We start from the raw sequence: 23,420 nt of genomic DNA, 5'->3' as shown, positions 1-23,420 counted from the left end.
ATTGCGACGGCCACTGGGGCGAGGGAGGCGAAAGACGTGGCGGGACGCGGACGACCCCGGGCGTTCGACCGGGAGACGGCCCTGCGCCGGGCCATGGAGGTGTTCTGGCGGCAGGGCTACGAGGCCACGTCGATGACGGACCTCACCTCCGCGATGGGCATCGCCTCCCCCAGCCTGTACGCGGCCTTCGGCTCCAAGGAGGCGCTGTTCCGGGAGGCGGTCGCGCTGTACGGCGCCACGGAGGGCTCCGCCATGGCCCGGGCGATGACCGAACTCCCCACGGCGCGGGCGGCGGTGGAGGCCGTGCTGCGCGAGAACGCGCGCCTGTACGCCGACGAGAGCAGCCCCAGCGGCTGCATGATCGTGCTCGCCGCGACCAACTGCTCGGCGGCCAACGCCCCCGTGCAGGAGCACCTGTCGAGCTGGCGGAAGGCGGGCGCGGAGATGATGGCCCGCCGCCTGGACCGGGGCGTGCGGGAGGGCGAACTCCCCGCCGGTACGGACACCGAGGCCATGGCCGCCTTCTACACCACGGTCATCCAGGGCATGTCGGTCCAGGCCCGCGACGGGGCGACCGGCGCCGATCTCGCCAAGACGGTGGACCGGGCGATGGCGGCCTGGGACGTGGTGGCCGCGCCCGCTACAGACCTGCCAGCGCGTTCCAGCGCTTCGCGAACTCCGTGCGCTCCTCCGAGGTGATGTCCCGTGCGATGGCGAGTCGCTTGCGCATGCCGTCGTCCGGGAAGATCAGCGGGTTGTCGGCGAGCGCCGCGAGTTCCTTGTCCTTGGACGAGGCGAGGACGTCGCGGGCCGCGGGCACGGGGCAGACGTAGTTGACCCAGGCGGCGAGTTCGGCGGCGACCTCGGGCTCGTAGTAGTGGTCGATGAGCCGCTCCGCGTTGGCCTTGTGGCGGGCGAGGTTCGGGACCATCAGGGACTCGGCCCACAGCTCCGCGCCCTCTTCGGGGACGACGAACTCGATGTCGGGGTCGTCGGCGCGGAGCTGGATGACGTCACCGCTGTAGGCCTGGCAGGCGAGGACGTCGCCGCTGGAGAGGTCCTTGATGTAGTCGTTGCCGGTGAAGCGGCGGATGTGGTGGCTGTCCACGAGCTTCTCGACCCGGTCGCACATCCGGTGGAAGTCGTCCGCCGTCCACTGCGTGACGTCGACCCCGTCCCCCTGCATGAGCAGCGCGAACGCCTCGTCGAGCCCGGAGAGCAGCGTGACGCGCCCCTTCAGATCACCCGCCCACAGGTCCGACACGTGCCGGATCTCCCGCCCGAGCCGCTTCTTGTTGTACGCGATGCCGGTGATCCCCGACTGCCACGGCACCGTGAACCTGCGGCCCCGGTCGAAGCTGGGCGAGCGCAGCAGCGGGTCGAGGTACTTGGTGACGTGGGGCTGCCGGGCCCGGTCCAGCTCCTGCACCCAGCCGAGGCGCACGAAGCGGGCGCACATCCAGTCGCTGATGACGATGAGGTCGCGGCCGGTCTCCTGGTGGTTCATCAGGGACGGGCTGATCTTGCCGAAGAACTCGTCGTTGTCGTTGATCTCCTCCGTGTAGCGCACGTCGATCCCGGTGCGCTTCTCGAAGGCCTCCAGGGTGGGCCGCTTCGACGTGTCCTTGTCGTCGGTGTCGATGTAGAGCGGCCAGTTGGCGAAGGTCACCTTCCGGTCCGTGCCCGAGCGGTCGGCGGCGCCGCGCTCGTCGGGCGCGATGTACGCGGCCGGAACCCCACAGCCGGTGGCGAGCGCGACCACGCCGGCGGCGGTCGCACCGCCCCCCAGGGCACGCAGCAGGGACCGGCGGGACACGGGGTCTTTCGGGATCGCTCGCACCTCGGCAGCATGCACGGGCGCGCGGGGGCCCGGCAATGGACGGTGCGTCGGGGCGGGGGCGGCGCGGCCCGACAGGCTGTCGGGCCGCGTGGGGGCGCGGGCCCGGGGCGAACCCGACACGGAGCCGGGCCCGGGACCGCGCGGGCCGTCAGCGGGCCGGGCCCAGCCACCCCGCCAGGTCCGACGCCGTCACCCGGGTCAGGGGCGCCTCGTCGACCGGCCCGGGAAAGAGCCGGTACGCCGTGCCGGACGCGACGCCCCGCGCCCCGGCCAGGTCGCCGTGCACGAGGGCGACCAGCGCGTGCCGGTCCGTCAACTCCGGCTCCGCGCACAGCACATCGGGCTCCCACGCGTCCCGGATGCGCACCGCGAAGTCGGCGCGCGGCTCGTCCGGCTCCCGGCGGTAGCCCCACAGGACGTGGCCGCGTCCGCGCACCAGGACGTCGCCGTCGGTGCGGGCCGCCGCCGTCCAGCAGGCCAGGTCCCACAGCGTGGCCCGGCCTCCGGCAGCGAAGGTGTCGACGAGGTCGTGCCCGGCGCGGGCGAGGGCCGCGCGGTGGCGCCAGACGCTGTGGTTGCCGTCGCCCGTGGCCAGCGTCAGATCGGCCCACCAGGCGCGGCGCGCACGCAGGTCCACGATCATCGGGATCCGCAGCGCCGCGTCGCCCGCGAGGTCGAACCGCTGCCGCACGGTGCGCGGGTCGTAGCGGACGCGCTCCTGCCGCGCCGTGTCGACGGCCATGAACCCGGCGAAGGCATCCGGGAGTTGGTCGAAGGGCACGTTGTTGTACGACAGGACGGCGGGCACGACGTACCGCACTCCGGTCTTGACGAGCCGCGGCAGGTCCAGGTCCAGATACTCGGTGGCGCCGTGCGGCGCGGGCGCCGAGGTCAGGTCGCCCGAGTGCACCGCGGCACCGCCCGCGTACTCCAACTGCGTGTAGTCGCACAGCCCGACGAACCGCCACGCCTCGTCGAACATCGCGACGGACAGATCGAGGTCGACCCGCACCCCCTTGGGCTGCTGCCAGTGCAGGAAGAGCCGCACCCGCTCACTGTCCGCGGGCATGGCCAGCGAGCTGCCGCGCGGCACGGACACGAGCGACACCGCGGAGGCGCGCTCGGCGAACGGCACGGGCAGATCGTCGAGACCGGCGTCGAGCACGGCGACGTCGTACGGCACGCCCGCACCGGTGCGGCTGGTTTTCAGCCCGTCCGGCGTTTGAGGACGAGCCGCGGAGCGGCGATCGGCGGGGTCCGGGGGCGGCGGCCCCTGCCCGCGGCGGAGCCGCTGATCGATGCTGCGGGAAGGGGCGGGACCGGGGCTCACCCCGCGAGGGCCCACCCCCACCGCAAGCCGCCGCACAGCCTCCGCCTCGATGAGCTCCGCGGCCCGCGAGGCCACCCGGGCGGGCAGCGGCGGACGCAGATCGTCGACGGCGTAGCCCTTCGTCACACGCCCACGCGGAAAGAAGACCCGCCGCCCCCCCGGGCGCCCCACGCACCTTCATCCGGCCGTACGCCCCGAGCAGCGGCCCCGCCCCCGCCCGCGGCAGAGCGTGGGCCAACGCCTCGGTCACCGGCTCGGGCAACGTGGTCTCACCGGAGCGGGCGAGCAACACATCGAGCCGACGCAGCAGTTCACCGGGCCGGGCCCGCAGCAGCGCGGTGGCCGCCGTGGTGTCCCACCGGGCGAGCGCCGCCTCGACACGGCCCTGCCACCCGGTGTGGCGCAGCCGGTCACCGTCAAGACGGATGTCGTCGTGCCGGGCGGCCTCACCGAGCAGCACCTCGGTGAGCACCGACTCGTCGAGCCGCGTACCGCGCAGGACGGCGAAGGCGAGCGCGACACGGGGATGCCGCTCGGCCCGCTCGAAGGGGTGCAGAATCTCACCGACCCGCTTCCAGGCCCCGGGATACCGGGCGAAATCCTCACAGAGCTGCCGCAGGTCGAACGCCCCGAGCAGCCCGAGAAGTTCCCGCCGCACCACCCGGGACACCCGCCGCAGGCGCGGCAGTTCGAGCAGGTCGGGGTCGCCGCCGGAGCGCACGACGAGCAGCCGCAGCACATCCGTGGCCGTGTTCACGTACCGGGCGAGGAGCGGCCGCCCGGCCGGGTCGTCCAGGAGCGGGGCGAGGGCCAGGGCCTTGCTCTCCCGCAGGGGTATCTCGTCCGGCAGCCAGCCGAAGTCGCCCTGCGCCCGGTCCTCGGCGTGGGCCCGCGCGAGCAGCAGCACCAGGTCGTCGTGGTCCTGCGGGTTCAGCGGGGTCCGGCGGGCGAGGAGCGCCGCGAGTTCCGCCGCCGCGTCGTCGGGCGCGCCCAGGCGCAGGGCGCGCAGGATCTCGCCGCCGTCGCCGCTGTGCTCGGCCCCGGTGTCGATCCAGGGGTCGGTGGGCCCGTCCGTCTCGTAGCGCCGCTCGCAGATCGGGCAGGCGTACCAGACGCAGCACCTGTCGCAGCAGCCCGTGTCCCACGCCACGCCGTGGCAGTTGTCGCACACCAGGTGCGCGCAGGGCGCGAGCGCGCGCACCCGCGTCTTCGTGCCCGCGCAGTTCATGCAGGGCTGGTTCGGCTGGGCCGCGAGGTAGGTGATGACGAGGGAGGTGTAGCGGTCGTACGCGTGCTGGTACGGGATCTCGTCGGGGAACCGCGCGAACAGCGGGGCGTGGTGGCGGTCGGAGCCCATCAGGGCGTCGACGTCCGCGAGCAGCCGCATGCCGGTCACGGCGAGTTCGGCGGCGGGCAGAGCCACGAGCGCGCGCCGCAGCGGGACGGTCAACAGGTGCCCGCGGTCGGCGAGTTCGGCTTCGAGGACGACCACGGCGGCGTCGGTCTCCGCGGACCGTCCGGCGCCGGAGGGAACGTACACGCTCTGCCGTCGGCGCAGCAGCAGCGCGGCGAGATCGTCGGTCGTCGTCATCAGGTCACACCCCCGTCGTACAAGAAGAAGCGGGGGCGGAGAGTGTGTGCGCTACGGATCTTTTTGCAGAAGAAGGGAGAAGGAAGCACACAACGGGAGCCGCCCCCGCGTACGCAACGGTACGCGGGGGCGGCTCCCGAAGGCACCCGAATTAACCTTCGATGGACGTCATCACGTGCTTGATGCGCGTGTAGTCGTCGAAGCCGTACGCCGAGAGGTCCTTGCCGTAGCCGGACTTCTTGAAGCCGCCGTGCGGCATCTCCGCGACCAGCGGGATGTGGGTGTTGATCCACACGCAGCCGAAGTCGAGGGCCTTGGACAGGCGCATCGCGCGGGCGTGGTCCTTGGTCCACACCGAGGAGGCGAGGGCGTAGTCGACGCCGTTCGCGTACTCGATGGCCTGGGCCTCGTCCGTGAAGGGCTGGACGGTGATGACGGGGCCGAAGACCTCGTTCTGGATGATCTCGTCGTCCTGCTTGAGGCCGGAGACGACGGTCGGCGCGAAGAAGTAGCCCTTCTCACCGACCCGCTGGCCGCCCGCCTCGACCTTGGCGTGCGCGGGCAGCCGGTCGATGAAGCCGGTGACCTGCTTCAGCTGGTTGGCGTTGTTGAGGGGGCCGTAGAGCACGTCCTCGTCGTCCGGCTGGCCGGTCTTGGTGTCGGCGGCGGCCTTGGCGAGGGCGGTCACGAACTCGTCGTGGATGGACTCGTGGACGAGCACGCGGGTCGCGGCCGTACAGTCCTGGCCCGCGTTGAAGAAGCCCGCCATCGAGATGTCCTCGACGGCCTTGGCGATGTCGGTGTCCTCGAAGACCACGACGGGCGCCTTGCCGCCGAGCTCCAGGTGGACCCGCTTGAGGTCCTTGGAGGCGGACTCGGCGACCTGCATGCCGGCGCGCACGGAGCCGGTGATGGAGGCCATGGCGGGCGTCCGGTGCTCGACCATCGCGCGGCCCGTGTCACGGTCGCCGCAGATGACGTTGAAGACGCCGGGCGGCACGATCGAACCGATGATCTCGGCCATCAGGACCGTCGACGCGGGGGTCGTGTCGGACGGCTTGAGGACGACCGTGTTGCCCGCGGCGAGCGCCGGGGCGAACTTCCACACGCCCATCATCATGGGGTAGTTCCACGGCGCGACCTGCGCGCAGACGCCGATCGGCTCGCGCCGGATGATGGAGGTCAGACCCTCCATGTACTCACCCGCGGCGCGCCCTTCGAGCATCCGGGCCGCGCCCGCGAAGAAGCGGATCTGGTCGACCATGGGCGGGATCTCCTCGGACCGCGTGAGTCCGATCGGCTTGCCCGTGTTCTCCACCTCGGCCGCGATCAGCTCCTCGGCGCGCTCCTCGAACGCGTCGGCGATCTTCAGCAGGGCCTTCTGGCGCTCGGCGGGCACCAGGTCGCGCCAGGCCGGGAACGCGTCGGCGGCGGCCTTCATGGCGGCATCGACGTCGGCCTGACCCGACAGCGGTGCCACCGCGTACGCCTCGCCGGTCGCCGGGTTGATCACCTCGGTGGTCCGCCCGTCGGCCGCGTCCCGGAATTCGCCGTTGATGTAGTTGCGCAGACGGCGCAGCTCGGTGGTCACTGCCAAGCCCTCCTGTCCAGTGGATGAGACACCCACCCTAGTCGGTGCACCGACGCTTTCAACATACCCAGCCGCCCATATCTGCGAAATCCGTGCCTGCAGAGTTGTCGAACAACGAATTTCATTGCTCCGGGCTTGCGGAACAGACGAGACGTCGTGCACAGTGAAGTCGTGGCAAGTCGAAGCGCAGACCCCAGCAGCTCCCGCGGTGGCGGCGGCCCGTCGATCGACGCCGTCTCCCTGGCGATCATCGAACAGCTCCAGGAGGACGGCCGCCGTCCGTACGCCGCCATCGGCAAGGCCGTCGGCCTCTCCGAGGCGGCCGTGCGCCAGCGGGTGCAGAAGTTGCTCGACCAGGGTGTGATGCAGATCGTGGCCGTGACGGACCCGCTCACCGTGGGCTTCCGGCGCCAAGCGATGGTCGGGATCGACGTCGAGGGTGACGTGGACCCGGTCGCGGACGCCCTGGCCGCCATGCCGGAGGCGGAGTACGTGGTGATGACCGCGGGCTCGCACGACCTCCTGGTCGAGATCGTCTGCGAGGACGACGACCACCTGCTCGAAGTCATCAACAAGCGGATCCGCGCGCTCCCCGGCGTGCGCTCCACCGAGAGCTTCGTCTACCTCAAGCTCAAGAAGCAGACCTACATGTGGGGAACCCGATAGCCGTGAGCACCAAGGACCTCAGCCGGACCGCGTACGACCACCTGTGGATGCACTTCACCCGCATGTCGTCGTACGAGAACGCGCCCGTTCCCACCATCGTGCGTGGCGAAGGGACCTACATCTACGACGACAAGGGCAAGAAGTACCTCGACGGCCTCGCGGGCCTGTTCGTGGTCCAGGCGGGCCACGGCCGCCGCGAGCTGGCCGAGGTCGCCGCCAAGCAGGCCGCCGACCTCGCCTTCTTCCCCATCTGGTCGTACGCCCACCCCAAGGCCGTGGAGCTGGCGGAGCGCCTCGCCCACCACGCCCCCGGCGACCTGAACAAGGTCTTCTTCACCACCGGCGGCGGCGAGGCCGTCGAGACCGCCTGGAAGCTGGCGAAGCAGTACCACAAGCTCACCGGCAACCACACGAAGTACAAGGTCATCTCGCGCGCGGTCGCCTACCACGGCACCCCGCAGGGCGCCCTGTCCATCACCGGTCTGCCCGCCCTGAAGGCCCCCTTCGAGCCCCTCGTGCCCGGCGCCCACAAGGTCCCGAACACGAACATCTACCGCGCCCCGATCCACGGCGACGACCCCGAGGCCTTCGGCCGCTGGGCCGCCGACCAGATCGAGCAGGAGATCCTCTTCGAGGGCCCCGAGACCGTCGCCGCGGTCTTCCTGGAGCCGGTGCAGAACGCGGGCGGCTGCTTCCCGCCGCCGCCCGGGTACTTCCAGCGCGTCCGCGAGATCTGCGACAAGTACGACGTGCTGCTCGTCTCCGACGAGGTCATCTGCGCCTTCGGCCGCCTCGGCACGATGTTCGCCTGCGACAAGTTCGGCTACGTCCCCGACATCATCACCTGCGCCAAGGGCATGACCTCGGGCTACTCCCCGATCGGCGCCGCGATCGTCTCGGACCGCATCGCCGAGCCGTTCTACAAGGGCGACAACACCTTCCTGCACGGCTACACCTTCGGCGGCCACCCGGTCTCCGCCGCTGTCGGCCTCGCCAACCTCGACCTGTTCGAGCGCGAGGGCCTCAACCAGCACGTGCTCGACAACGAGGCCAACTTCCTGACGACCCTGCAGAAGCTGCACGACCTGCCGATCGTCGGCGACGTCCGCGGCAACGGCTTCTTCTACGGCATCGAGCTGGTCAAGGACAAGGCCACCAAGGAGTCCTTCACGGACGAGGAGTCGGAGCGCGTGCTCTACGGCTTCGTCTCCAAGAAGCTCTTCGAGTACGGCCTGTACTGCCGCGCCGACGACCGCGGTGACCCGGTCATCCAGCTGTCGCCGCCGCTGATCTCCGACCAGTCGACGTTCGACGAGATCGAGGGCATCGTGCGGCAGGTCCTGACGGAGGCCTGGACCAAGATCTGAGCCGCCGCGGCCCCTTCGGGGTCCGCCCCGCCCCGAGCACGGTGACCGGCCCGGGTGCACCCATCCGAGTGAGATGGGCGCACCCGGGCCGCGTCCTTGTCCGGCCCCCGGCGCCGAATCCTTAGCGTGCCCAGTGACCGATCGGCCCAGCCTTCGTTCCCCCGTACGGGGGAGGCAATCTGATCTGAACCGAGGTGTACGCCATGGTGGCCCCGCCGGACAACGACGTGCTGTGGGCACGAGCCTTGCACGTCACACTCAACGGATCCGCCGCGCTCACCGGCGTCTCGCTCGGTGTCCGCGAGGGCGAGATCCTGGCCGTCGGCGGCCCGCGCGGCAGCGGCAAGACCACGCTCCTGCGCTGTCTGTCCGGCCAGCTCCTGGCCCGCCAGGGCGAGGTGTGGTTCAACTCCGCGCCCGTGCACACCATGGGCCCGCTCGCCCGCGAACGGCTGCGCCGCGACAAGTTCGGCTGGATCGACCCCGAGCCCCGGCTCGTCCCCGAACTCAACGCCTGGGAGAACGCCGCCCTCGGCCTGATGCTGCGCGGCGGCGCCCGGCGCGGCGCCCGCACCGCCGCCCACGAGTGGCTGGAGCGCCTCGACATCGGCGACTGCGCCCGCAAACGCCCGCACGCCCTCACCCAGGCCGAGCGCCAACGCGTCTGTGTGGCCCGCGCCCTGGCCTGCACGCCGTCCGTGCTCTTCGCCGACGAGCCCACCGCACCGCTGCACCGCGCCGACCGCGCGCACGTCCTGCGCACCCTGACGACGGCGGCCCGCTCGCACGGCATCACCGTCGTCCTCGCCACCCACGACGCCGAGGTCGCGTCCCTCGCCGACCGCACGGTGACGCTGCTCGACGGGCGGCGCGTGCACACCGTGCATCTGCCGGGGGACGAGGCCGGGCCCGGCGGACGGACCGGGGCCGCGAAGAGCTCCCGCGCCGCCGCCCCCGCCGACACGGCCACCCCCACCGACTCCGACACGGAAGGCCGGGCCGCGTGCTCGCTCTCCGCCTAGCCCGCGGCTCCCACCCCCTGGTCCAGTTGCGCAGGCTCCTGGTCGCCGCCGCTGCGGCCGGAACCGGCTTCCTGCTCCTGTGCGCCCTCGGATACGCGATGGGTCACGCCGGGTCGACCGGCGCCGTGCTCCGGCTCGCCTGGTGCGCCGCCCCGCTCGCCGCCACCGTCTACTTCGCCGTCGCCGTGGCCCGCACCGACCCCGGCACCCGGCCGCGCCCCGGGCTCGCCTCCATCGGGCTCGGGCCCGGCCGCCTCATGGTCGTCTCCGCCATGACCACGGCCGTGGCCTGCACGCTCGGCTCGATGCTCGCGCTGCTGTTCTTCCTGCATCTGCGCGGCGACCTGACGGGCCTGCCGTTCGACGGCGCCGCGGCCGAACTCCTCGCCGCCGACCGGCCGTTGCCGCTCGCCGCCGCCCTGACCCTGCTCGCACTGGTGCCGCTCACCGCGTCCGTGGCCAGCGCCCTCGTGCTGCGCCCGCGCCGGGCCCGGCCCGGATCCGACGCCGAGCCCGACGCCGACCCCACCGACCTGGCGCCGCCGACCGCCGCCCCCGGCGGCCTGCCCTGGGGCGTCGCCCTGTTCGCCGCCGGGCTCGCCGCCGAGACGTACGCGAGCAGCGCCGACGACGGCTCGGGCCCGCGCCTGCCCGGCGGGCTCGCCGGCAGCCCCGTCGGCGCGCTCGCCGGGTGGGGGCTCACCGCCCTCGGCCTCGCCCTCGCCGGGCCCGCCCTGACCCATCTCTGCGGGCGGATCCTCCAGGCTGTGCGGCCCGGGGCGCTGCGGCTGCTCGCGGGGCGCGTGCTCCAGCAGGAGGCGCGGCGGATCGGGCGGCCGCTGGGCGTGGTGTGCGCGGTGGCGTCGGGCGCGTACGCGGCCCGCACCCTGTACGCCGACACGGCGGGCGGCGGCTCGGACATCGGCCCGCTCACCACGCTCGGCGCCGTGGTCGTCGCGGGCTGCGCCGTCCTGACGCTGGCCACGGCCGCGGTCGAGGCGCGGCACGCCCGGGCCGACACCACGGCGGCGCTGTTGCGGCTCGGGGCGCCCGCCGCGTTCCTGCGGGGGTGCGCGGCACTGCGGGCGGGGGCGCTGCTCGCGGTGTTCGGGCCGGTGACGTGGCTGGTGGCGGAGCTGTCGGCGATGCCGCTCGTGCGCTGAGCGGGGCCGCTCCCCCGCCCGGGGTGCCCCGGGGTTCCGGCGCTCTCGAAAACTCGTACAAGAAATTTCGCGAAGGGCGATGAGTTCCGCGCCGGAGGGCCGTCTAATCCTGCGTAAGACGCACACAGGCGCTTACACAAGGCACACACCCCACGGGAGACGCACATGTACCAGCAGATGATCTTCGTGAACCTGGCCGTGAACGACGTCGAGGCCTCCAAGAAGTTCTTCACCGCGCTCGGCTACTCGCTCAACCCCCAGTTCTCGACGGACGACACCGCCTGTGTGCAGATCAGCGACACGATCGTCGCGATGATGCTCAGCAAGTCGCACTACGCGCAGTTCACGACGAAGGAGATCGCGGACGCCACGAAGTCCAGCGAGGTCCTCGTGGGGCTGAGCGCCGAGAGCCGCGAGGCCGTGGACACGCTCGTCGACAAGGCGGTCGCCGCGGGCGCCACGGACGGCAAGACCCAGGACTACGGCTTCATGTACGGCCGGGCGTTCGACGACCTGGACGGCCACACCTGGGAGGTCATCTGGATGGACCCGACGCAGGTCGAGGGCTGATCCGAGTCTGCGTCCCAGGGGTGCATAGCATGGGCGGATGCTGCCCTCCGAAGCATCCGCCCCGCACCCCGGTGACCGTGAGATCGAGACGCTCGCCGAGTTCGACGAGATCGTCGCAGCGGGCGGTTCGCTCGCCGGACACCGCGTCCAGGCGGTCGACCTGACGGGCCGTACGGCCGCACTGCTCACCGCGGACACCACGGGTGCCGTCTTCCTCGGCTGCCCCATGGAGGAGGACGCCGCCGCGCGCGTCCGGGCCTCTGGGGCTCTGGTCTTCCCGCCCGTCCCGGGGCTGCCGTTCGACCCCTACCGAGGGCTCCTCTACACACCGGACGAGCTGTTCGCGGGGCTCGCCGACGGGGGGTACGAGGCGACGCCGGACGCTCGCGCGTACGCCTGGTTCCAGCGGACCAAGGCCGACGGGGACGTCTTCGCCTCGATGCTGCGCGCCGTGCACGACGACTCCATCTCCGACGCCCTCGACGAACTCCTGCACGGGCAGCGGGTGGTGGGCGTCATGGGCGGCCACGCGATGGCCCGGGGCACCGAGGAGTACGCGGGTGCCGCCCGGCTCGGGAGGCAGCTCGCGCGGGACGGGTTCACGGTGGCCACGGGCGGCGGGCCGGGGGCCATGGAGGCGGCGAACCTCGGGGCGTACGCGGCGCCGCACGACGACGCGATGCTCGACAAGGCGCTCGCGGTCCTCGCCAAGGAGCCGTCGTTCACGCCGTCGATCACGCACTGGGCGCGGGCCGCCTTCCAGGTGCGCGAGCTGTGGCCCTCCGGCGGGTCTTCCGTCGGCATCCCCACGTGGTTCTACGGCCACGAGCCGCCGAACGCCTTCGCCTCGCACCTGGCCAAGTACTTCGCCAACGCCACCCGCGAGGACGGTCTGCTCGCCCGGTCCAACGCGGGCGTCGTCTTCCTGCCGGGGGCCGCGGGCACCGTCCAGGAGATCTTCGACAACGCGACCCCCAACTACTACGAGTCCCGCGGCGGCCCGACCCCCATGGTCCTGGTCGACACCCACCACTGGACCCAGCACCTCCCGGCCTGGCCCCTCCTCCAGTCCCTGGCGGCGGGCCGGGAGATGGAGTCCCGGATCGCGTTGGTGGCGGACGTGGGGGAGGCGGCGGCGACGCTGGCGTCCCTCAGCGGGACCTAGGCCCGGGTGGGCACAGTCCGGGCCGACAGCGCCGTCACGGCGACGCTCACCCGAACGAGGCCCGCTCCAGCCAGAACTCCAGCAGCTTCCGGTCCCCCAGCACCTCGACCCGCCCGGAGTCCAGCTCCCGCCGCCGGTAGAAGGCGAGCAGGACCTCGGTCAGCGGCCCCCGCACGGCGACATCGGCCTTCTCGTGGGCCCGCCGCCACACCACCCCTTCCTCGGCGAGCTCCACCACCCACTCCGCGTCGAGCGAGGCGTCCGCGTCCACCGCGTGGAGATGGATGGTCCGCCCGCCCCCACGCAACTCCGCCGCGTTGTCCGAGAGCTGGGTCCGCTGGACGTACTGCACGATCTCCAGCCACTCGTCGATCGCGTCGGCGGCGACCTCGGGCGCGACGACGTACTCGACGCCCGCGGCGATCGCCGCGTCGGCCCGGTGCACGGCCACCTCGTGCGTCATCCGCCGCGCCCAGAACTCGGCGGTGTGCTCCCCCGCCCACGTCCACACGGCGGTCTCCCCCGCGGCCCCCGCGAGGGCCGCGTCGATCAGCTCCGCCGTCTCGGCGAGCCACGCGTCGAGCGCGGCGGGGTCGTCGTCGCCGGGGCCCTCGAAGTCCGGGACGTCCGACTCGGGGACGTGCTTCTCGGCCCGGGTCCGCACATGCGTCTCGACCCACCGCACGGCGCCGCCGGTGTGCCGGGCCAGCTGTCCGAGGGTCCACTCGGGGCAGGTCGGCACGGTGACCGTCAGGTCGGCTCCGGCCAGCGTCTGCCGGAACAGCGCGAGTTGACGGCCCACTTCTTCGCGGTACCGGTCGTATCCAAGTCTCGTCATGGCCGAACCATAAGTCGGCGTCCCGCGCCCCGGCAGCCGTGTTTCCGCCACCGCGGCCCGGCGGCGCCCTTCAGCCGAGCACCACGACATCACCCGAGTCGAACGTGACCCCCACCGTCTCCCCCACAGCGGGCGCGTCCCGCAGCGCGCACGCCGCTTCGAGCCTCGGCCCGCCCGGGGGCTCCAACTGGAGGGCGACATGGGTGCCCCGGAACGTACGCGCCGCGACCACGCACGCGAGCCCGTCCCGCGCCCCCACGAGCCGCACCCCGGCGGGTCGTACGAGCAGTCGGCACGCCCCCTGCCGGGTCCCGTCGGGCACCGGGACCTTCCCCCACACGGTGTCCGCGGCCTCGCCGGTGACGGTCGCGTCGACCACGTTGTCGAAGCCGAGGAAGCGCGCCACGAACTCGTCGGCGGGGTTCCGCCACACCTCCAGGGGCGTGCCGGACTGGGCGATCCGCCCGTCCCGCATCACCACGACCCGGTCGGCGAGCGCGAACGCCTCGCCCTGGTCGTGCGTGACGGCGAGCACGGTGGTGCCCAACTCGTCGAAGAGTTCCCGCAGTTCCACGACGAGGCGTTCGCGCAGCGAGCGGTCGAGCTGGCCGAGGGGTTCGTCGAGCATGAGCAGGCGGGGGCGCGGCGCGAGCGCCCGGGCGAGCGCGACGCGCTGCTGCTCGCCGCCCGACAGCGCGGACACGGCCCGCTTCTGGGCGCCCGGCAGCCCCACCAGGTCGAGCAACTCGGCGACCCGCAGGGCCTGTTCGGCGCGCGGGACGCCGTGCATGCGCAGCCCGAAGGCGACGTTCCCCGCCACGTCCCGCTGCGGGAAGAGCTGGTGGTCCTGGAACATCAGGCCGACGCCCCGCTTGTGCGCGGGCACCCCGTCCTGGTCGCGCCCGCCGAGCACGACCCGTCCGGCGTCCGGGCCCTGGAGCCCGGCCACGACCCGCAGCAGCGTCGACTTGCCGCTGCCGCTCGGCCCGAGCACGCACACGATCTCGTGCTCGGCGACGTCGAGGCCGACCCCGTCCAGGGCGGCGCGGGCCCCGAACCGTACCGTCACGTCCTCGAGGCGCAGCAGCGCGTCGGAGGCGGCGCCGGTCGCGTCGGGCTTCGCCTGCGTGGCCGTCATCAGAACTCTCCCGTCGTACGTTCCGTGCGCAACCGCTCCAGGAGCAGCAGCGACACCGCGCACACCAGCATCAGAATCGTCGACAGGGCCATCGCCTGCCCGTAGTTGAGGTCCCCGGCGCGTCCGAGCAGCCGCGCCACGGCGACCGGCAGCGTCGGGTTGTCCGGCCGGGCGATGAACACGGTCGCGCCGAACTCACCGAGCGACACCGCGAAGGCGAAGCCCGCCGCGATCAGCAGCGCGCGCCTGACCAGCGGGAAGTCGACCTCGCGCCAGGCCCGCAGCGGCGAGGCCCCGAGCACCGCGGCCGCCTCGCGCAGCCGTCCGTCCACCGCGCGAAGGACGGGCAGCATCGTGCGTACGACGAAGGGGACACCCACCAGCGCCTGCGCGAGGGGCACCAGGATCCAGGACGCCCGCAGGTCCAGCGGCGGCTCGTCCAGCGTGATCAGGAAGCCGAAGCCGACGGTCACCGCGGACACGCCGAGCGGCAGCATCAACAGCGCGTCGAACCCGCGCACGAGCCTCCCCGCACGCCGGGTGAGCGCGGCCGCCGCGAGCCCGCCGATGACCACCGCGATGGCCGTGGCCACGACCGCGTACCGCAGTGAGTTCCCGATCGCGTCGATGGCCGGGACGAGGAACGCTCCGCCGTCGGCCGACCGCAGCGTCTCGTAGTACAGGAATCCGTAGCCGTCGGGTCCGTCGAACGACCGCTGCACCAGGACGCCGAGCGGCAGCAGGATCAGCAGCGCGACGGTCAGGAGCACGAAGCCGAGCAGGCTCCACTGCCCGGCGCCGCGCGGCCGCCGCACCGTCACCGAGGCGTCCACCAGCTTCAGCGCGCTCTCGCGCCTGCGCACCGTCCAGGCGTGCACGGCGAGGACCGCGCCGACCGCCGCGAACTGCACGATCGTGAGGACGGCGGCGGTCGGCAGGTCCAGGAGTTGCGCGGTCTGCCGGTAGATCTCGACTTCGAGGGTCGAGTACGCCGGTCCGCCGAGGATCTGGACGACGCCGAACGACGTGAACGTGAACAGGAAGACCATCAGCGCGGCCGCCGCGACGGCGGGCGCGAGCGCGGGCAGCGTCACCGTCCGCCAGGCCCGTGCGCGGGAGGCGCCGAGCATCCGCGCGGCCTCCTCCTGACGCGGGTCGAGCTGTGCCCAGAGCCCGCCGACGGTGCGGACGACGACGGCGTAGTTGAAGAAGACGTGCGCGAGCAGGATCGCCCACACCGTCGTGTCCAGGCGCATCCCCCACAGCTCGTCGAAGAGGCCGCCGCGCCCGATCAGCGCGAGGAAGGCCGTGCCGACGACGACCGTCGGCAGCACGAACGGCACGGTGACGACGGCCCGGAGCAGCTGTTTTCCGGGGAAGTCGAAGCGCGCGAAGACATACGCGCCGGGGAGCGCGACGAGGAGTGTGAGCGCGGTCGACGCGAGCGCCTGCCAGGTGGTGAACCACAGCACCTGCTGGATGTCGGACTGCCCGAGGACCTCGGTGATCCGCCCGAACCGCCAGCTGCCGTCCGGCTTCAGGCCGCGCGCGACGATCGCGGCGACCGGATAGGCGAAGAAGACACCGAAGAACGCGACGGGCAGGGCCATGAGGCCGAGCCGAGCCGCGCTCCCGCGCCGCCCCCCGGGAAGACCCCGACGGGCCTTCCCGGAACGGGGCTCGGCTACTTCAGAACGAGCGAGGTCCACGACTTGACCCACTGCTCACGGTTGTCGGCGATCTTCTTGGGGGCCATCGTCTGCGGCTTGTCGACCGTCACGCCGTGCTGCGTGAACAGCTTCGGCAGGGGCACGCCCTTGACGGCGGGGTTCACGAACATCTGGAGCGGCAGATCGGCCTGGAACTTCTTGCTGATCATGAAGTCGAGGAGCGCCTTGCCGCCCTTCTCGTTCTTCGCGCCCTTGAGCAGGCCCGCGTACTCGATCTGGCGGAAGCAGGTGCCGGTGGCGACACCCGTCGGGGCCACCTTGGGCTGCGGCTTGGCGTAGAGGACCTCGACGGGCGGCGACGAGGCGTACGACACGACGAGCGGCCGGTCGCCCTTGGCCTTCTTGCCGCCGGCCGAGCCGGAGAACTCCTCGTTGTAGGCCTGCTCCCAGCCGTCGACGACCTTGACGCCGTTGGCCTTCAGCTTCTTCCAGTACGACTGCCAGCCGTCGTCGCCGTACTTCGCGGCGGTGCCGAGCACGAAGCCGAGGCCGGGCGAGGAGGTCGAGGCGTTCTCGGTGACGAGGAGGTTCTTGTACTGGGGCTTGATCAGGTCGTCGAGGGTCTTCGGCGGCGCCAGCTTCTTGTCGGCGAAGTACTTCTTGTCGTAGTTCACGCAGATGTCGCCGGAGTCGATGGGCGTGACGCCCTTCTCGCTCCCGGCGGGCCGGTACTGCGGCAGGATCTGGTCCGCGCCCTTGGCCTCGTACGGCTCGAAGACGCCGTTGTCGAGCGCCCGGGAGAGCAGGGTGTTGTCGACGCCGAAGAAGACGTCGCCCTGGGGGTTGCCCTTGGACAGGATCGCCTTGTTCACGGCCTGCCCGGCGTCGCCGTCCTCCAGGACGCGGACCTTGTAGCCGGAGGTCTTCTCGAACTCCTTCAGGACGCCCTTGGAGACGTTGAAGGAGTCGTGCGTCACCAGGGTCACGGACTTGGAGTCCGACGCCTTGGAGCCGCTGTCGGAGCTGCACGCGGTGACCGCGACGAGCCCGAGCCCCACGGCGACCGCCGTGACCGAGGCCTTCTTGATGGTGCTCACGAAAACATTCCTCCTGGAGTTGACCAGGAAGAGACGCGGCCCCGCCCGGGACCGACGGATCGGCGTCCCGGGCGGGGCGCAACAGCTTGAGTAGCGACCGAACTTCCTACCCAGAATGACCTGGGCGAGGTTCAGAGGGTCTGCGGCCGATTACCGCACTCTCAGCGCTGTGGCGCTCCCCTGTCGGAATATGAAGATGTACGGACGCCCGCCAGACTACCTCTCGGCCGCCGCGGGACTCCTTTCGGCCGCGCGGGACTACCTTTCGGCCGCCGCGAGCTGCCCGCACGCCCCGTCGATCTCCTGGCCGCGGGTGTCGCGGACGGTGACCGGCACCCCGTGGGCCGCGATGGCCTCGACGAAGGCCTTCTCGTCCTCGGGCCGCGACGCCGTCCACTTCGAGCCGGGCGTGGGGTTCAGCGGAATCAGGTTCACGTGCACCGGCTTGCCCTTGAGCAGCCGTCCGAGCCGGTCACCGCGCCATGCCTGGTCGTTGATGTCCCGGATCAGGGCGTACTCGATGGACAGGCGGCGGCCCGACTTGGCCGCGTACTCCCAGCCCGCGTCCAGGACCTCGCGCACCTTCCAGCGCGTGTTGACCGGGACCAGGGTGTCGCGCAGCTCGTCGTCGGGCGCGTGCAGCGAGATGGCGAGGCGGCACTTGAAGCCCTCGTCCGCGAACCGGTGGATGGCGGGCACCAGGCCGACCGTGGACACCGTGATGCCGCGCTGCGAGAGGCCCACGCCGTCCGGCTCGGGGTCGGTGAGGCGGCGGATCGCGCCGGTCACGCGGTTGTAGTTCGCCAGCGGCTCGCCCATGCCCATGAAGACGATGTTCGACAGGCGGGCCGGGCCGCCGGGGATCTCGCCGTCGCGCAGGGCCCGCATGCCGTCGACGATCTGGTGCACGATCTCGGCCGTCGACAGGTTCCGGTCGAGACCGGCCTGGCCCGTCGCGCAGAACGGGCAGTTCATCCCGCAGCCCGCCTGCGAGCTGATGCACATGGTGACCCGGTCGGGGTAGCGCATGAGCACCGACTCCACCAGCGTGCCGTCGAACAGGCGCCAGAGCGTCTTGCGGGTGGTGTCGTCGTCGCAGCTGATGTGCCGCACCACGGACATCAGCTCCGGAAGCAGCGCCTCCTGGAGCTTGCCGCGCGCACCGGCCGGGATGTCCGTCCACTGCTCGGGGTCGTGGGCGTACCGGGCGAAGTAGTGCTGCGAGAGCTGCTTGGCGCGGAACGGCTTCTCGCCGGTCGCGGCGACGGCTTCCTTCCGCTCGGCGGGCGTGAGGTCGGCGAGGTGCCGCGGCGGCTTCTTGGCTCCACGGGGCGCGACGAAAGTGAGTTCTCCGGGCTTAGGCATGGTGAGTCCATTGTCCCAGAGATACGACAAGGGGCCCGCACCCTGTGGATAACGGACCCCTTCACGCGAAACCGCAGGTCAGCGGCGTCGACGAGCGACGAGGATCAGCCGGTGCCGACGAACGCCACCAGGAGCAGCCACACCACCGGCGCCGTCGGCAGCAACGAGTCGAGGCGGTCCATGATGCCGCCGTGGCCCGGCAGCAGCGTGCCCATGTCCTTGATGCCGAGGTCCCGCTTGATCATCGACTCGCCGAGGTCGCCGAGCGTCGCGCTCGCCGCCACCGCGAGGCCGATGAGCAGGCCCTGCCACCAGGTCCCGTCGTCGATCAGGAAGTGCATGCACAGCGCGCCCGCCGCCATCGCGAAGGTCACCGCGCCCAGCAGGCCCTCGCGGGTCTTGCCGGGGCTGATGCGCGGAGCGAGCTTGTGCTTGCCGAAGCGCCAGCCGATCGCGTACGCGCCGGTGTCGCTGACCACGGTGAGGACAAGGAAGGTGAGCACCCGCTGCGGACCGTCGTCCGCCCTGAGCATCAGCGCGACGAACGTCGCGAGGAACGGGACGTAGAAGGCCGCGAAGACACCGGCCGTGACGTCCTTCAGATAGCCCTCGGGCGGCTCGGTCATACGCCAGACGAGTACCGAGAGTGCGGTCAGCGCCATCGCCACCCAGGCACCCTCGGCCCCGCGGACGTACCCGGCGACAACCATCGCGGCGCCGCCCACCGCGAGCGGTACGAGCGGCGCCTTGATGCCCTTGCGCTCTTCGAGGCGTGACGTCAGCTCCCAGAGGCCGACGACCACGGCGACCGCTATGACGCCGACGAAGACGGCCTTCACGATGAACAGCGAGGCGACGATGACCGCGCCGAGACCCACGCCGACACCTATGGCCGCCCCGAGGTCACGGCCCGCGCTCTTCTTCTTCGGCGGGGCTGGGGCGGGCTGTGCTGCGCCGGTCATGGGCTCCTGCGGCTTCTGCGCGGGGTGCGCTGAGGGCGCGGGCGGCATCCCGTCACGGAACAGGGGGCCGCTCGGCTGAGCAGCCCCCCGGTCGTCGTCCTGGTGTCCGCCGCTCGCGGCTACGTCGGGAACGATGGGCATGGGCTGAGTCTCCGAAGGAGTCAGTGCATCCTGCGCATCGTATGCGGGACCCGCCGGGGCAGCACCCTGGACCGGTCCCTGGTCGGGCGCCCCCCAGTACCCGGCTCTGGGCGGCGCCCCCCAGGAAGTGTCGTTCACGGAATTCGGATTCCTCAGACCTAGATCGGACGTCGAGTCGGACTCGATCAGACCTCGAGCAGCTCGGATTCCTTGTGCTTGAGGAGCTCGTCCACCTGGGCGACGTACTTGGACGTGGTGTCGTCGAGCTCCTTCTCGGCCCGACGCCCCTCGTCCTCGCCGATGTCGCCGTCCTTGATCGCCTTGTCGAAGGCCTCCTTGGCCTTGCGGCGGATCGACCGGATCGAGATCTTGGAGTCCTCGGCCTTGGTCTTGGCGACCTTGATGTACTCCTTGCGACGGTCCTGGGTGAGCTCGGGGAACGTCACTCGGATGATGTTGCCGTCGTTGCTCGGGTTGACGCCCAGGTCCGAGTCGCGGATCGCCTGCTCGATGTTGCGCAGGGCGGTCTTGTCGAACGGGGTCACCACGGCCATGCGCGGCTCGGGCACCGAGAACGAGGCCAGCTGGTTGATCGGCGTCAGCGCGCCGTAGTAGTCGGCCACGATCTTGTTGAACATCGCCGGGTGGGCACGGCCCGTACGGATCGCGGCGAAGTCCTCCTTGGCGACCACGACGGCCTTCTCCATCTTCTCCTCGGCCTCGAGGAGGGTCTCTTCGATCACCACTTGCTCCTGCGTGTCTTGAGTAGGCCCGGCTTCCAAGGATCGGCCGGCTGCGTCGCGTCTCTTTCCTGCACGGTGTCCGACCGGCAGGGCTTTGTCCATCCCCTCGAAGGGGTCGTCCATCCCCTCGGGGGACGGACGTGGCTCAGGCCCGGGAGTCCTGGTCGCCCACGAGGGTGCCGATCTTCTCACCCTTGACGGCCCGCGCGATATTGCCCTCGGCGAGCAGTTCGAAGACCAGGATGGGCAGCTTGTTGTCCCGGCACAGCGTGACCGCGGTGGCGTCGGCGACCTTCAGGTCGCGGGTGATGACCTCGCCGTACCCGAGGGCGTCGAACTTCACCGCGTCCGGGTTCGTCTTGGGGTCGGAGTCGTAGACGCCGTCGACGCCGTTCTTGCCCATGAGCAGGGCCTCGGCGTCGATCTCCAGGGCCCGCTGGGCGGCCGTGGTGTCGGTGGAGAAGTACGGCATGCCCATGCCCGCGCCGAAGATGACGACGCGGCCCTTCTCCAGGTGGCGCACGGCGCGCAGCGGGATGTACGGCTCGGCGACCTGCCCCATGGTGATGGCGGTCTGCACGCGGCAGTCGATGCCTTCCTTCTCCAGGAAGTCCTGGAGGGCCAGGCAGTTCATGACCGTGCCGAGCATGCCCATGTAGTCGGAGCGGGCCCGGTCCATGCCGCGCTGCTGGAGTTCGGCGCCGCGGAAGAAGTTGCCACCGCCGATGACGATGGCGATCTCCGCGCCGTCCCGCACGACGGCCGCGATCTCACGGGCGATCTTGTGCACCACATCGGGGTCGACGCCGAGTCCGCCGCCTCCGGCGAACGCCTCGCCGGACAGCTTCAGCAGGAAGCGCCCGGCTACTTTGCCGTCGTCACTCTTGGTGTCGGCCTTGGTCATGGAGTTCTCCTTGTGGTGCACATACGAAGAGGCCATTGCCGGTGGGGTGGTGTACATCCCATCTGCGGCAATGGCCTCCTCGTCAGATCTTGCGGTCGTCCGTCGCGTGCGAAGGCCGGTTGTTCCCGGTGCCTTCGCGTACGGCGTCACTCCCGTCGCGTACGCCGCCGCGCACGCGGGCGACCGCGGTAGACCTTAGCGGGGTCCACCGCCGATCGTGGTTCGGACTCAGATGCCGACCTTGATGCGCGAGAAGCGCTTCAGGGTGACACCGGCCTCCTGCAGGACCTTCTCGACGGACTTCTTGTTGTCGAGGGCGTAGGGCTGACCCAGGAGAGTGGCGTCCTTGAAGAAGCCGTTGACGCGACCCTCGACGATCTTCGGGAGCGCGGCCTCCGGCTTGCCCTCGGCGCGGGTGGTCTCCTCGGCGACGCGACGCTCGGTCTCGACGACCTCGGCCGGAACGTCCTCACGGGTGAGGTACTTCGGCGCGAAGGCGGCGATGTGCTGGGCGATGCCCTTGGCGGTCTCGGCGTCGGCCTTGTCCAGCTCGACCAGAACACCGATCTGCGGGGGCAGGTCGGGCATGGTGCGGTGCATGTACGCGAAGACGAAGCCGTCGTTGAACTGCGCGAAGCGGTCCAGGACGATCTTCTCGCCGAGGTTGGCGTTGGCCTCGTCGACGTACGCCTGGACCGTCTTGCCGGGCTCGATCTCGGACGCGAGCAGCGCCTCGAGGTCGGCCGGGGTGGTCTTGGCGATGTGGGCGGCCAGGGCGTTGGCCACCGACTGGAACTTCTCACCCTTGGCGACGAAGTCGGTCTCGCACTTGAGCTCGACGATGACGCCGGTGGAGTTGTCGTCGGCGATGAGGGAGACCACGGCGCCGTTCTCGGCGGAGCGGCCCTCGCGCTTGGCGACGCCCTTCTGGCCCTTGATGCGCAGGGCCTCGACGGCCTTGTCGACGTTGCCGTCGGCCTCGTCGAGCGCCTTCTTGCAGTCCATCATGCCGGCGCCCGTGAGCTCACGGAGCTTCTTGACGTCAGCGGCGGTGTAGTTCGCCATGATTCTCGGAAATCTTTCTCGAAGTCGAAGATCTACGGGTGAACGGCGGGGGCCGCGCTCGTGGCACGGACCCCCGCCGTCAGCAGCCGATGCTTCAGCAGCCGCCGCTGCTCGCGGCCGATGTGGCCGCGCGGTCGAGCGGCCGGCGCCGAAGTCAGGCCTGCTCGGCCTCCGCGGCGGGGGCCTCGACGGTCTCGGCGACGGCCTCGGCCGGCTTCTCGTCGGCCTTCGGAGCCTCGACGGCCTCGGCGGCGTCGGCCTTCGGGGCCTCGTCGGCCTTGGGGGCCTCGGCGTCGTCGGCCTTCTTCTCGCCCTCGAGCAGGTCGCGCTCCCACTCGGCGAGCGGCTCGCCCGCGGCCTTCTCGCCCGGCTTGGAGTCACCGGTGGCGACGCCGGAGCGGGCGATGAGGCCCTCGGCGACGGCGTCGGCGATCACGCGGGTGAGCAGGGTGACGGAGCGGATCGCGTCGTCGTTGCCCGGGATCTTGTAGTCGACCTCGTCGGGGTCGCAGTTGGTGTCGAGGATGGCGACGACCGGGATGTTGAGCTTCCGGGCCTCACCGACCGCGATGTGCTCCTTCTTGGTGTCCACGATCCAGACGGCGCTGGGCACCTTGGACATCTCGCGGATACCACCGAGGGTCTTCTCCAGCTTGGCCTTCTCGCGCGAGAGCACGAGAAGCTCCTTCTTGGTGAGACCCGACGCGGCGACGTCCTCGAAGTCGATCTGCTCGAGCTCCTTGAGGCGCTGCAGACGCTTGTAGACGGTCGAGAAGTTGGTGAGCATGCCGCCCAGCCAGCGCTGGTTGACGAAGGGCATGCCGACGCGGGTGGCCTGCTCGGCGATGGCCTCCTGCGCCTGCTTCTTCGTGCCGACGAACATGACCGTGCCGCCGTGGGCGACGGTCTCCTTGACGAACTCGTAGGCGCGGTCGATGTACGACAGCGACTGGAGAAGGTCGATGATGTAGATGCCGTTGCGCTCCGTGAAGATGAAGCGCTTCATCTTCGGGTTCCAACGGCGGGTCTGGTGACCGAAGTGGACGCCGCTTTCCAGCAGCTCCCGCATCGTGACGACGGCCATGGCCGTACTCCTTGGTGTTCTCGGTTATGTCCTGACGCCCGGCGCGCGCCGTGCCACGTACTCGCGTACGGGACCGAAAGGCGCTGACACCGTCGGCTGCGAGAGCCT

The 23,420-nt window shown here is 71.2% G+C and carries 20 protein-coding genes; 7 read left to right on the top strand and 13 right to left on the bottom strand.

Annotated features, from left to right (window positions below; all coding sequences use genetic code 11):
* Window positions 1–36 precede the first annotated feature (36 nt).
* Window positions 37–699 carry a TetR/AcrR family transcriptional regulator gene (locus tag ACZ6AA_RS06570; protein WP_468451880.1) on the top strand — a complete coding sequence of 221 codons (663 nt, stop codon included), beginning with the start codon at window positions 37–39 and terminating at the stop codon, window positions 697–699.
* On the opposite strand, the gene ACZ6AA_RS06565 is transcribed toward ACZ6AA_RS06570, so the two are convergent.
* The 3 genes from ACZ6AA_RS06565 to ACZ6AA_RS06555 form a co-directional block, all read right to left on the bottom strand.
* Window positions 641–1,840 (bottom strand): polyamine ABC transporter substrate-binding protein, encoded by a 1,200-nt coding sequence (locus ACZ6AA_RS06565; protein ID WP_468481989.1) that lies wholly within the window; start codon window positions 1,838–1,840, stop codon window positions 641–643. The two genes, ACZ6AA_RS06570 and ACZ6AA_RS06565, sit on opposite strands and share 59 nt — an antisense overlap.
* A 1,052-nt stretch (window positions 1,841–2,892) precedes the next feature.
* Window positions 2,893–4,761 carry an RING finger protein gene (locus ACZ6AA_RS06560; protein WP_471456519.1) on the bottom strand — a complete coding sequence of 623 codons (1,869 nt, stop codon included), beginning with the start codon at window positions 4,759–4,761 and terminating at the stop codon, window positions 2,893–2,895.
* A 151-nt stretch (window positions 4,762–4,912) separates the two neighbouring features.
* A complete protein-coding gene (locus ACZ6AA_RS06555; protein ID WP_468451886.1) occupies window positions 4,913–6,352 on the bottom strand; it encodes a gamma-aminobutyraldehyde dehydrogenase in 1,440 nt (479 codons plus the stop codon).
* A 156-nt stretch (window positions 6,353–6,508) separates the two neighbouring features.
* Here ACZ6AA_RS06555 and ACZ6AA_RS06550 point away from each other — a divergent pair, with 156 nt between their 5' ends.
* The 6 genes from ACZ6AA_RS06550 to ACZ6AA_RS06525 all read left to right on the top strand — a co-directional run bounded on the left by ACZ6AA_RS06550 (window position 6,509) and on the right by ACZ6AA_RS06525 (window position 12,305).
* On the top strand, window positions 6,509–7,018 hold the full coding sequence (locus ACZ6AA_RS06550; RefSeq protein ID WP_030362007.1) for an Lrp/AsnC family transcriptional regulator: 510 nt from the start codon (window positions 6,509–6,511) through the stop codon (window positions 7,016–7,018).
* On the top strand, window positions 7,003–8,385 hold the full coding sequence (locus tag ACZ6AA_RS06545; RefSeq protein WP_468451890.1) for an aspartate aminotransferase family protein: 1,383 nt from the start codon (window positions 7,003–7,005) through the stop codon (window positions 8,383–8,385). The genes ACZ6AA_RS06550 and ACZ6AA_RS06545 overlap by 16 nt, the downstream gene beginning before the upstream one ends.
* 203 nt (window positions 8,386–8,588) lie before the next feature.
* The gene (locus tag ACZ6AA_RS06540) at window positions 8,589–9,407 is read left to right on the top strand and encodes an ABC transporter ATP-binding protein (protein WP_468451892.1); all 819 of its coding nucleotides are present in this window, start codon (window positions 8,589–8,591) and stop codon (window positions 9,405–9,407) included.
* Window positions 9,389–10,570, top strand: coding sequence for a hypothetical protein (locus tag ACZ6AA_RS06535; RefSeq protein WP_471456517.1), 1,182 nt, complete (start codon window positions 9,389–9,391; stop codon window positions 10,568–10,570). Before ACZ6AA_RS06540 ends, ACZ6AA_RS06535 begins: the two co-directional genes overlap by 19 nt.
* Window positions 10,571–10,735: 165 nt before the next feature.
* Window positions 10,736–11,140: a VOC family protein gene (locus ACZ6AA_RS06530; protein WP_468451896.1), complete on the top strand. Its 405-nt coding sequence runs from the start codon at window positions 10,736–10,738 to the stop codon at window positions 11,138–11,140.
* Between the two features lie 37 nt (window positions 11,141–11,177).
* A complete protein-coding gene (locus tag ACZ6AA_RS06525; RefSeq protein ID WP_468451898.1) occupies window positions 11,178–12,305 on the top strand; it encodes an LOG family protein in 1,128 nt (375 codons plus the stop codon).
* A 46-nt stretch (window positions 12,306–12,351) separates the two neighbouring features.
* Here ACZ6AA_RS06525 and ACZ6AA_RS06520 read toward each other — a convergent pair whose 3' ends face one another.
* The 10 genes from ACZ6AA_RS06520 to rpsB form a co-directional block, all read right to left on the bottom strand.
* Window positions 12,352–13,143 carry a maleylpyruvate isomerase family mycothiol-dependent enzyme gene (locus ACZ6AA_RS06520; RefSeq protein WP_468481986.1) on the bottom strand — a complete coding sequence of 264 codons (792 nt, stop codon included), beginning with the start codon at window positions 13,141–13,143 and terminating at the stop codon, window positions 12,352–12,354.
* Between the two features lie 70 nt (window positions 13,144–13,213).
* A complete protein-coding gene (locus tag ACZ6AA_RS06515) occupies window positions 13,214–14,281 on the bottom strand; it encodes an ABC transporter ATP-binding protein (protein WP_468451902.1) in 1,068 nt (355 codons plus the stop codon).
* Window positions 14,281–15,990: an ABC transporter permease gene (locus tag ACZ6AA_RS06510; RefSeq protein WP_468481985.1), complete on the bottom strand. Its 1,710-nt coding sequence runs from the start codon at window positions 15,988–15,990 to the stop codon at window positions 14,281–14,283. Before ACZ6AA_RS06510 ends, ACZ6AA_RS06515 begins: the two co-directional genes overlap by 1 nt.
* Window positions 15,966–17,048 carry a thiamine ABC transporter substrate-binding protein gene (locus ACZ6AA_RS06505; RefSeq protein WP_468451906.1) on the bottom strand — a complete coding sequence of 361 codons (1,083 nt, stop codon included), beginning with the start codon at window positions 17,046–17,048 and terminating at the stop codon, window positions 15,966–15,968. The genes ACZ6AA_RS06510 and ACZ6AA_RS06505 overlap by 25 nt, the downstream gene beginning before the upstream one ends.
* Window positions 17,049–17,306: 258 nt before the next feature.
* A complete protein-coding gene (gene rlmN, locus ACZ6AA_RS06500) occupies window positions 17,307–18,413 on the bottom strand; it encodes a dual-specificity RNA methyltransferase RlmN (RefSeq protein WP_468451908.1) in 1,107 nt (368 codons plus the stop codon).
* Between the two features lie 104 nt (window positions 18,414–18,517).
* Window positions 18,518–19,654, bottom strand: coding sequence for a phosphatidate cytidylyltransferase (locus tag ACZ6AA_RS06495; RefSeq protein WP_468451910.1), 1,137 nt, complete (start codon window positions 19,652–19,654; stop codon window positions 18,518–18,520).
* 47 nt (window positions 19,655–19,701) lie between these two features.
* Window positions 19,702–20,259 (bottom strand): ribosome recycling factor, encoded by a 558-nt coding sequence (gene frr, locus ACZ6AA_RS06490; protein WP_030361995.1) that lies wholly within the window; start codon window positions 20,257–20,259, stop codon window positions 19,702–19,704.
* 145 nt (window positions 20,260–20,404) lie between these two features.
* Complete coding sequence (pyrH, locus tag ACZ6AA_RS06485) at window positions 20,405–21,163, bottom strand: UMP kinase (RefSeq protein WP_468451912.1); 759 nt, start codon at window positions 21,161–21,163, stop codon at window positions 20,405–20,407.
* 228 nt (window positions 21,164–21,391) lie between these two features.
* Window positions 21,392–22,228: a translation elongation factor Ts gene (gene tsf / locus ACZ6AA_RS06480; RefSeq protein ID WP_468451914.1), complete on the bottom strand. Its 837-nt coding sequence runs from the start codon at window positions 22,226–22,228 to the stop codon at window positions 21,392–21,394.
* A gap of 154 nt (window positions 22,229–22,382) precedes the next feature.
* Window positions 22,383–23,312: a 30S ribosomal protein S2 gene (gene rpsB, locus ACZ6AA_RS06475; protein ID WP_468451916.1), complete on the bottom strand. Its 930-nt coding sequence runs from the start codon at window positions 23,310–23,312 to the stop codon at window positions 22,383–22,385.
* Window positions 23,313–23,420 lie beyond the last annotated feature (108 nt).

Source organism: Streptomyces sp. NPDC040610 (assembly GCF_055594065.1).
Note: the sequence above shows the minus strand (reverse complement) of the source record. Positions and strands in the feature narration are given on the sequence as shown.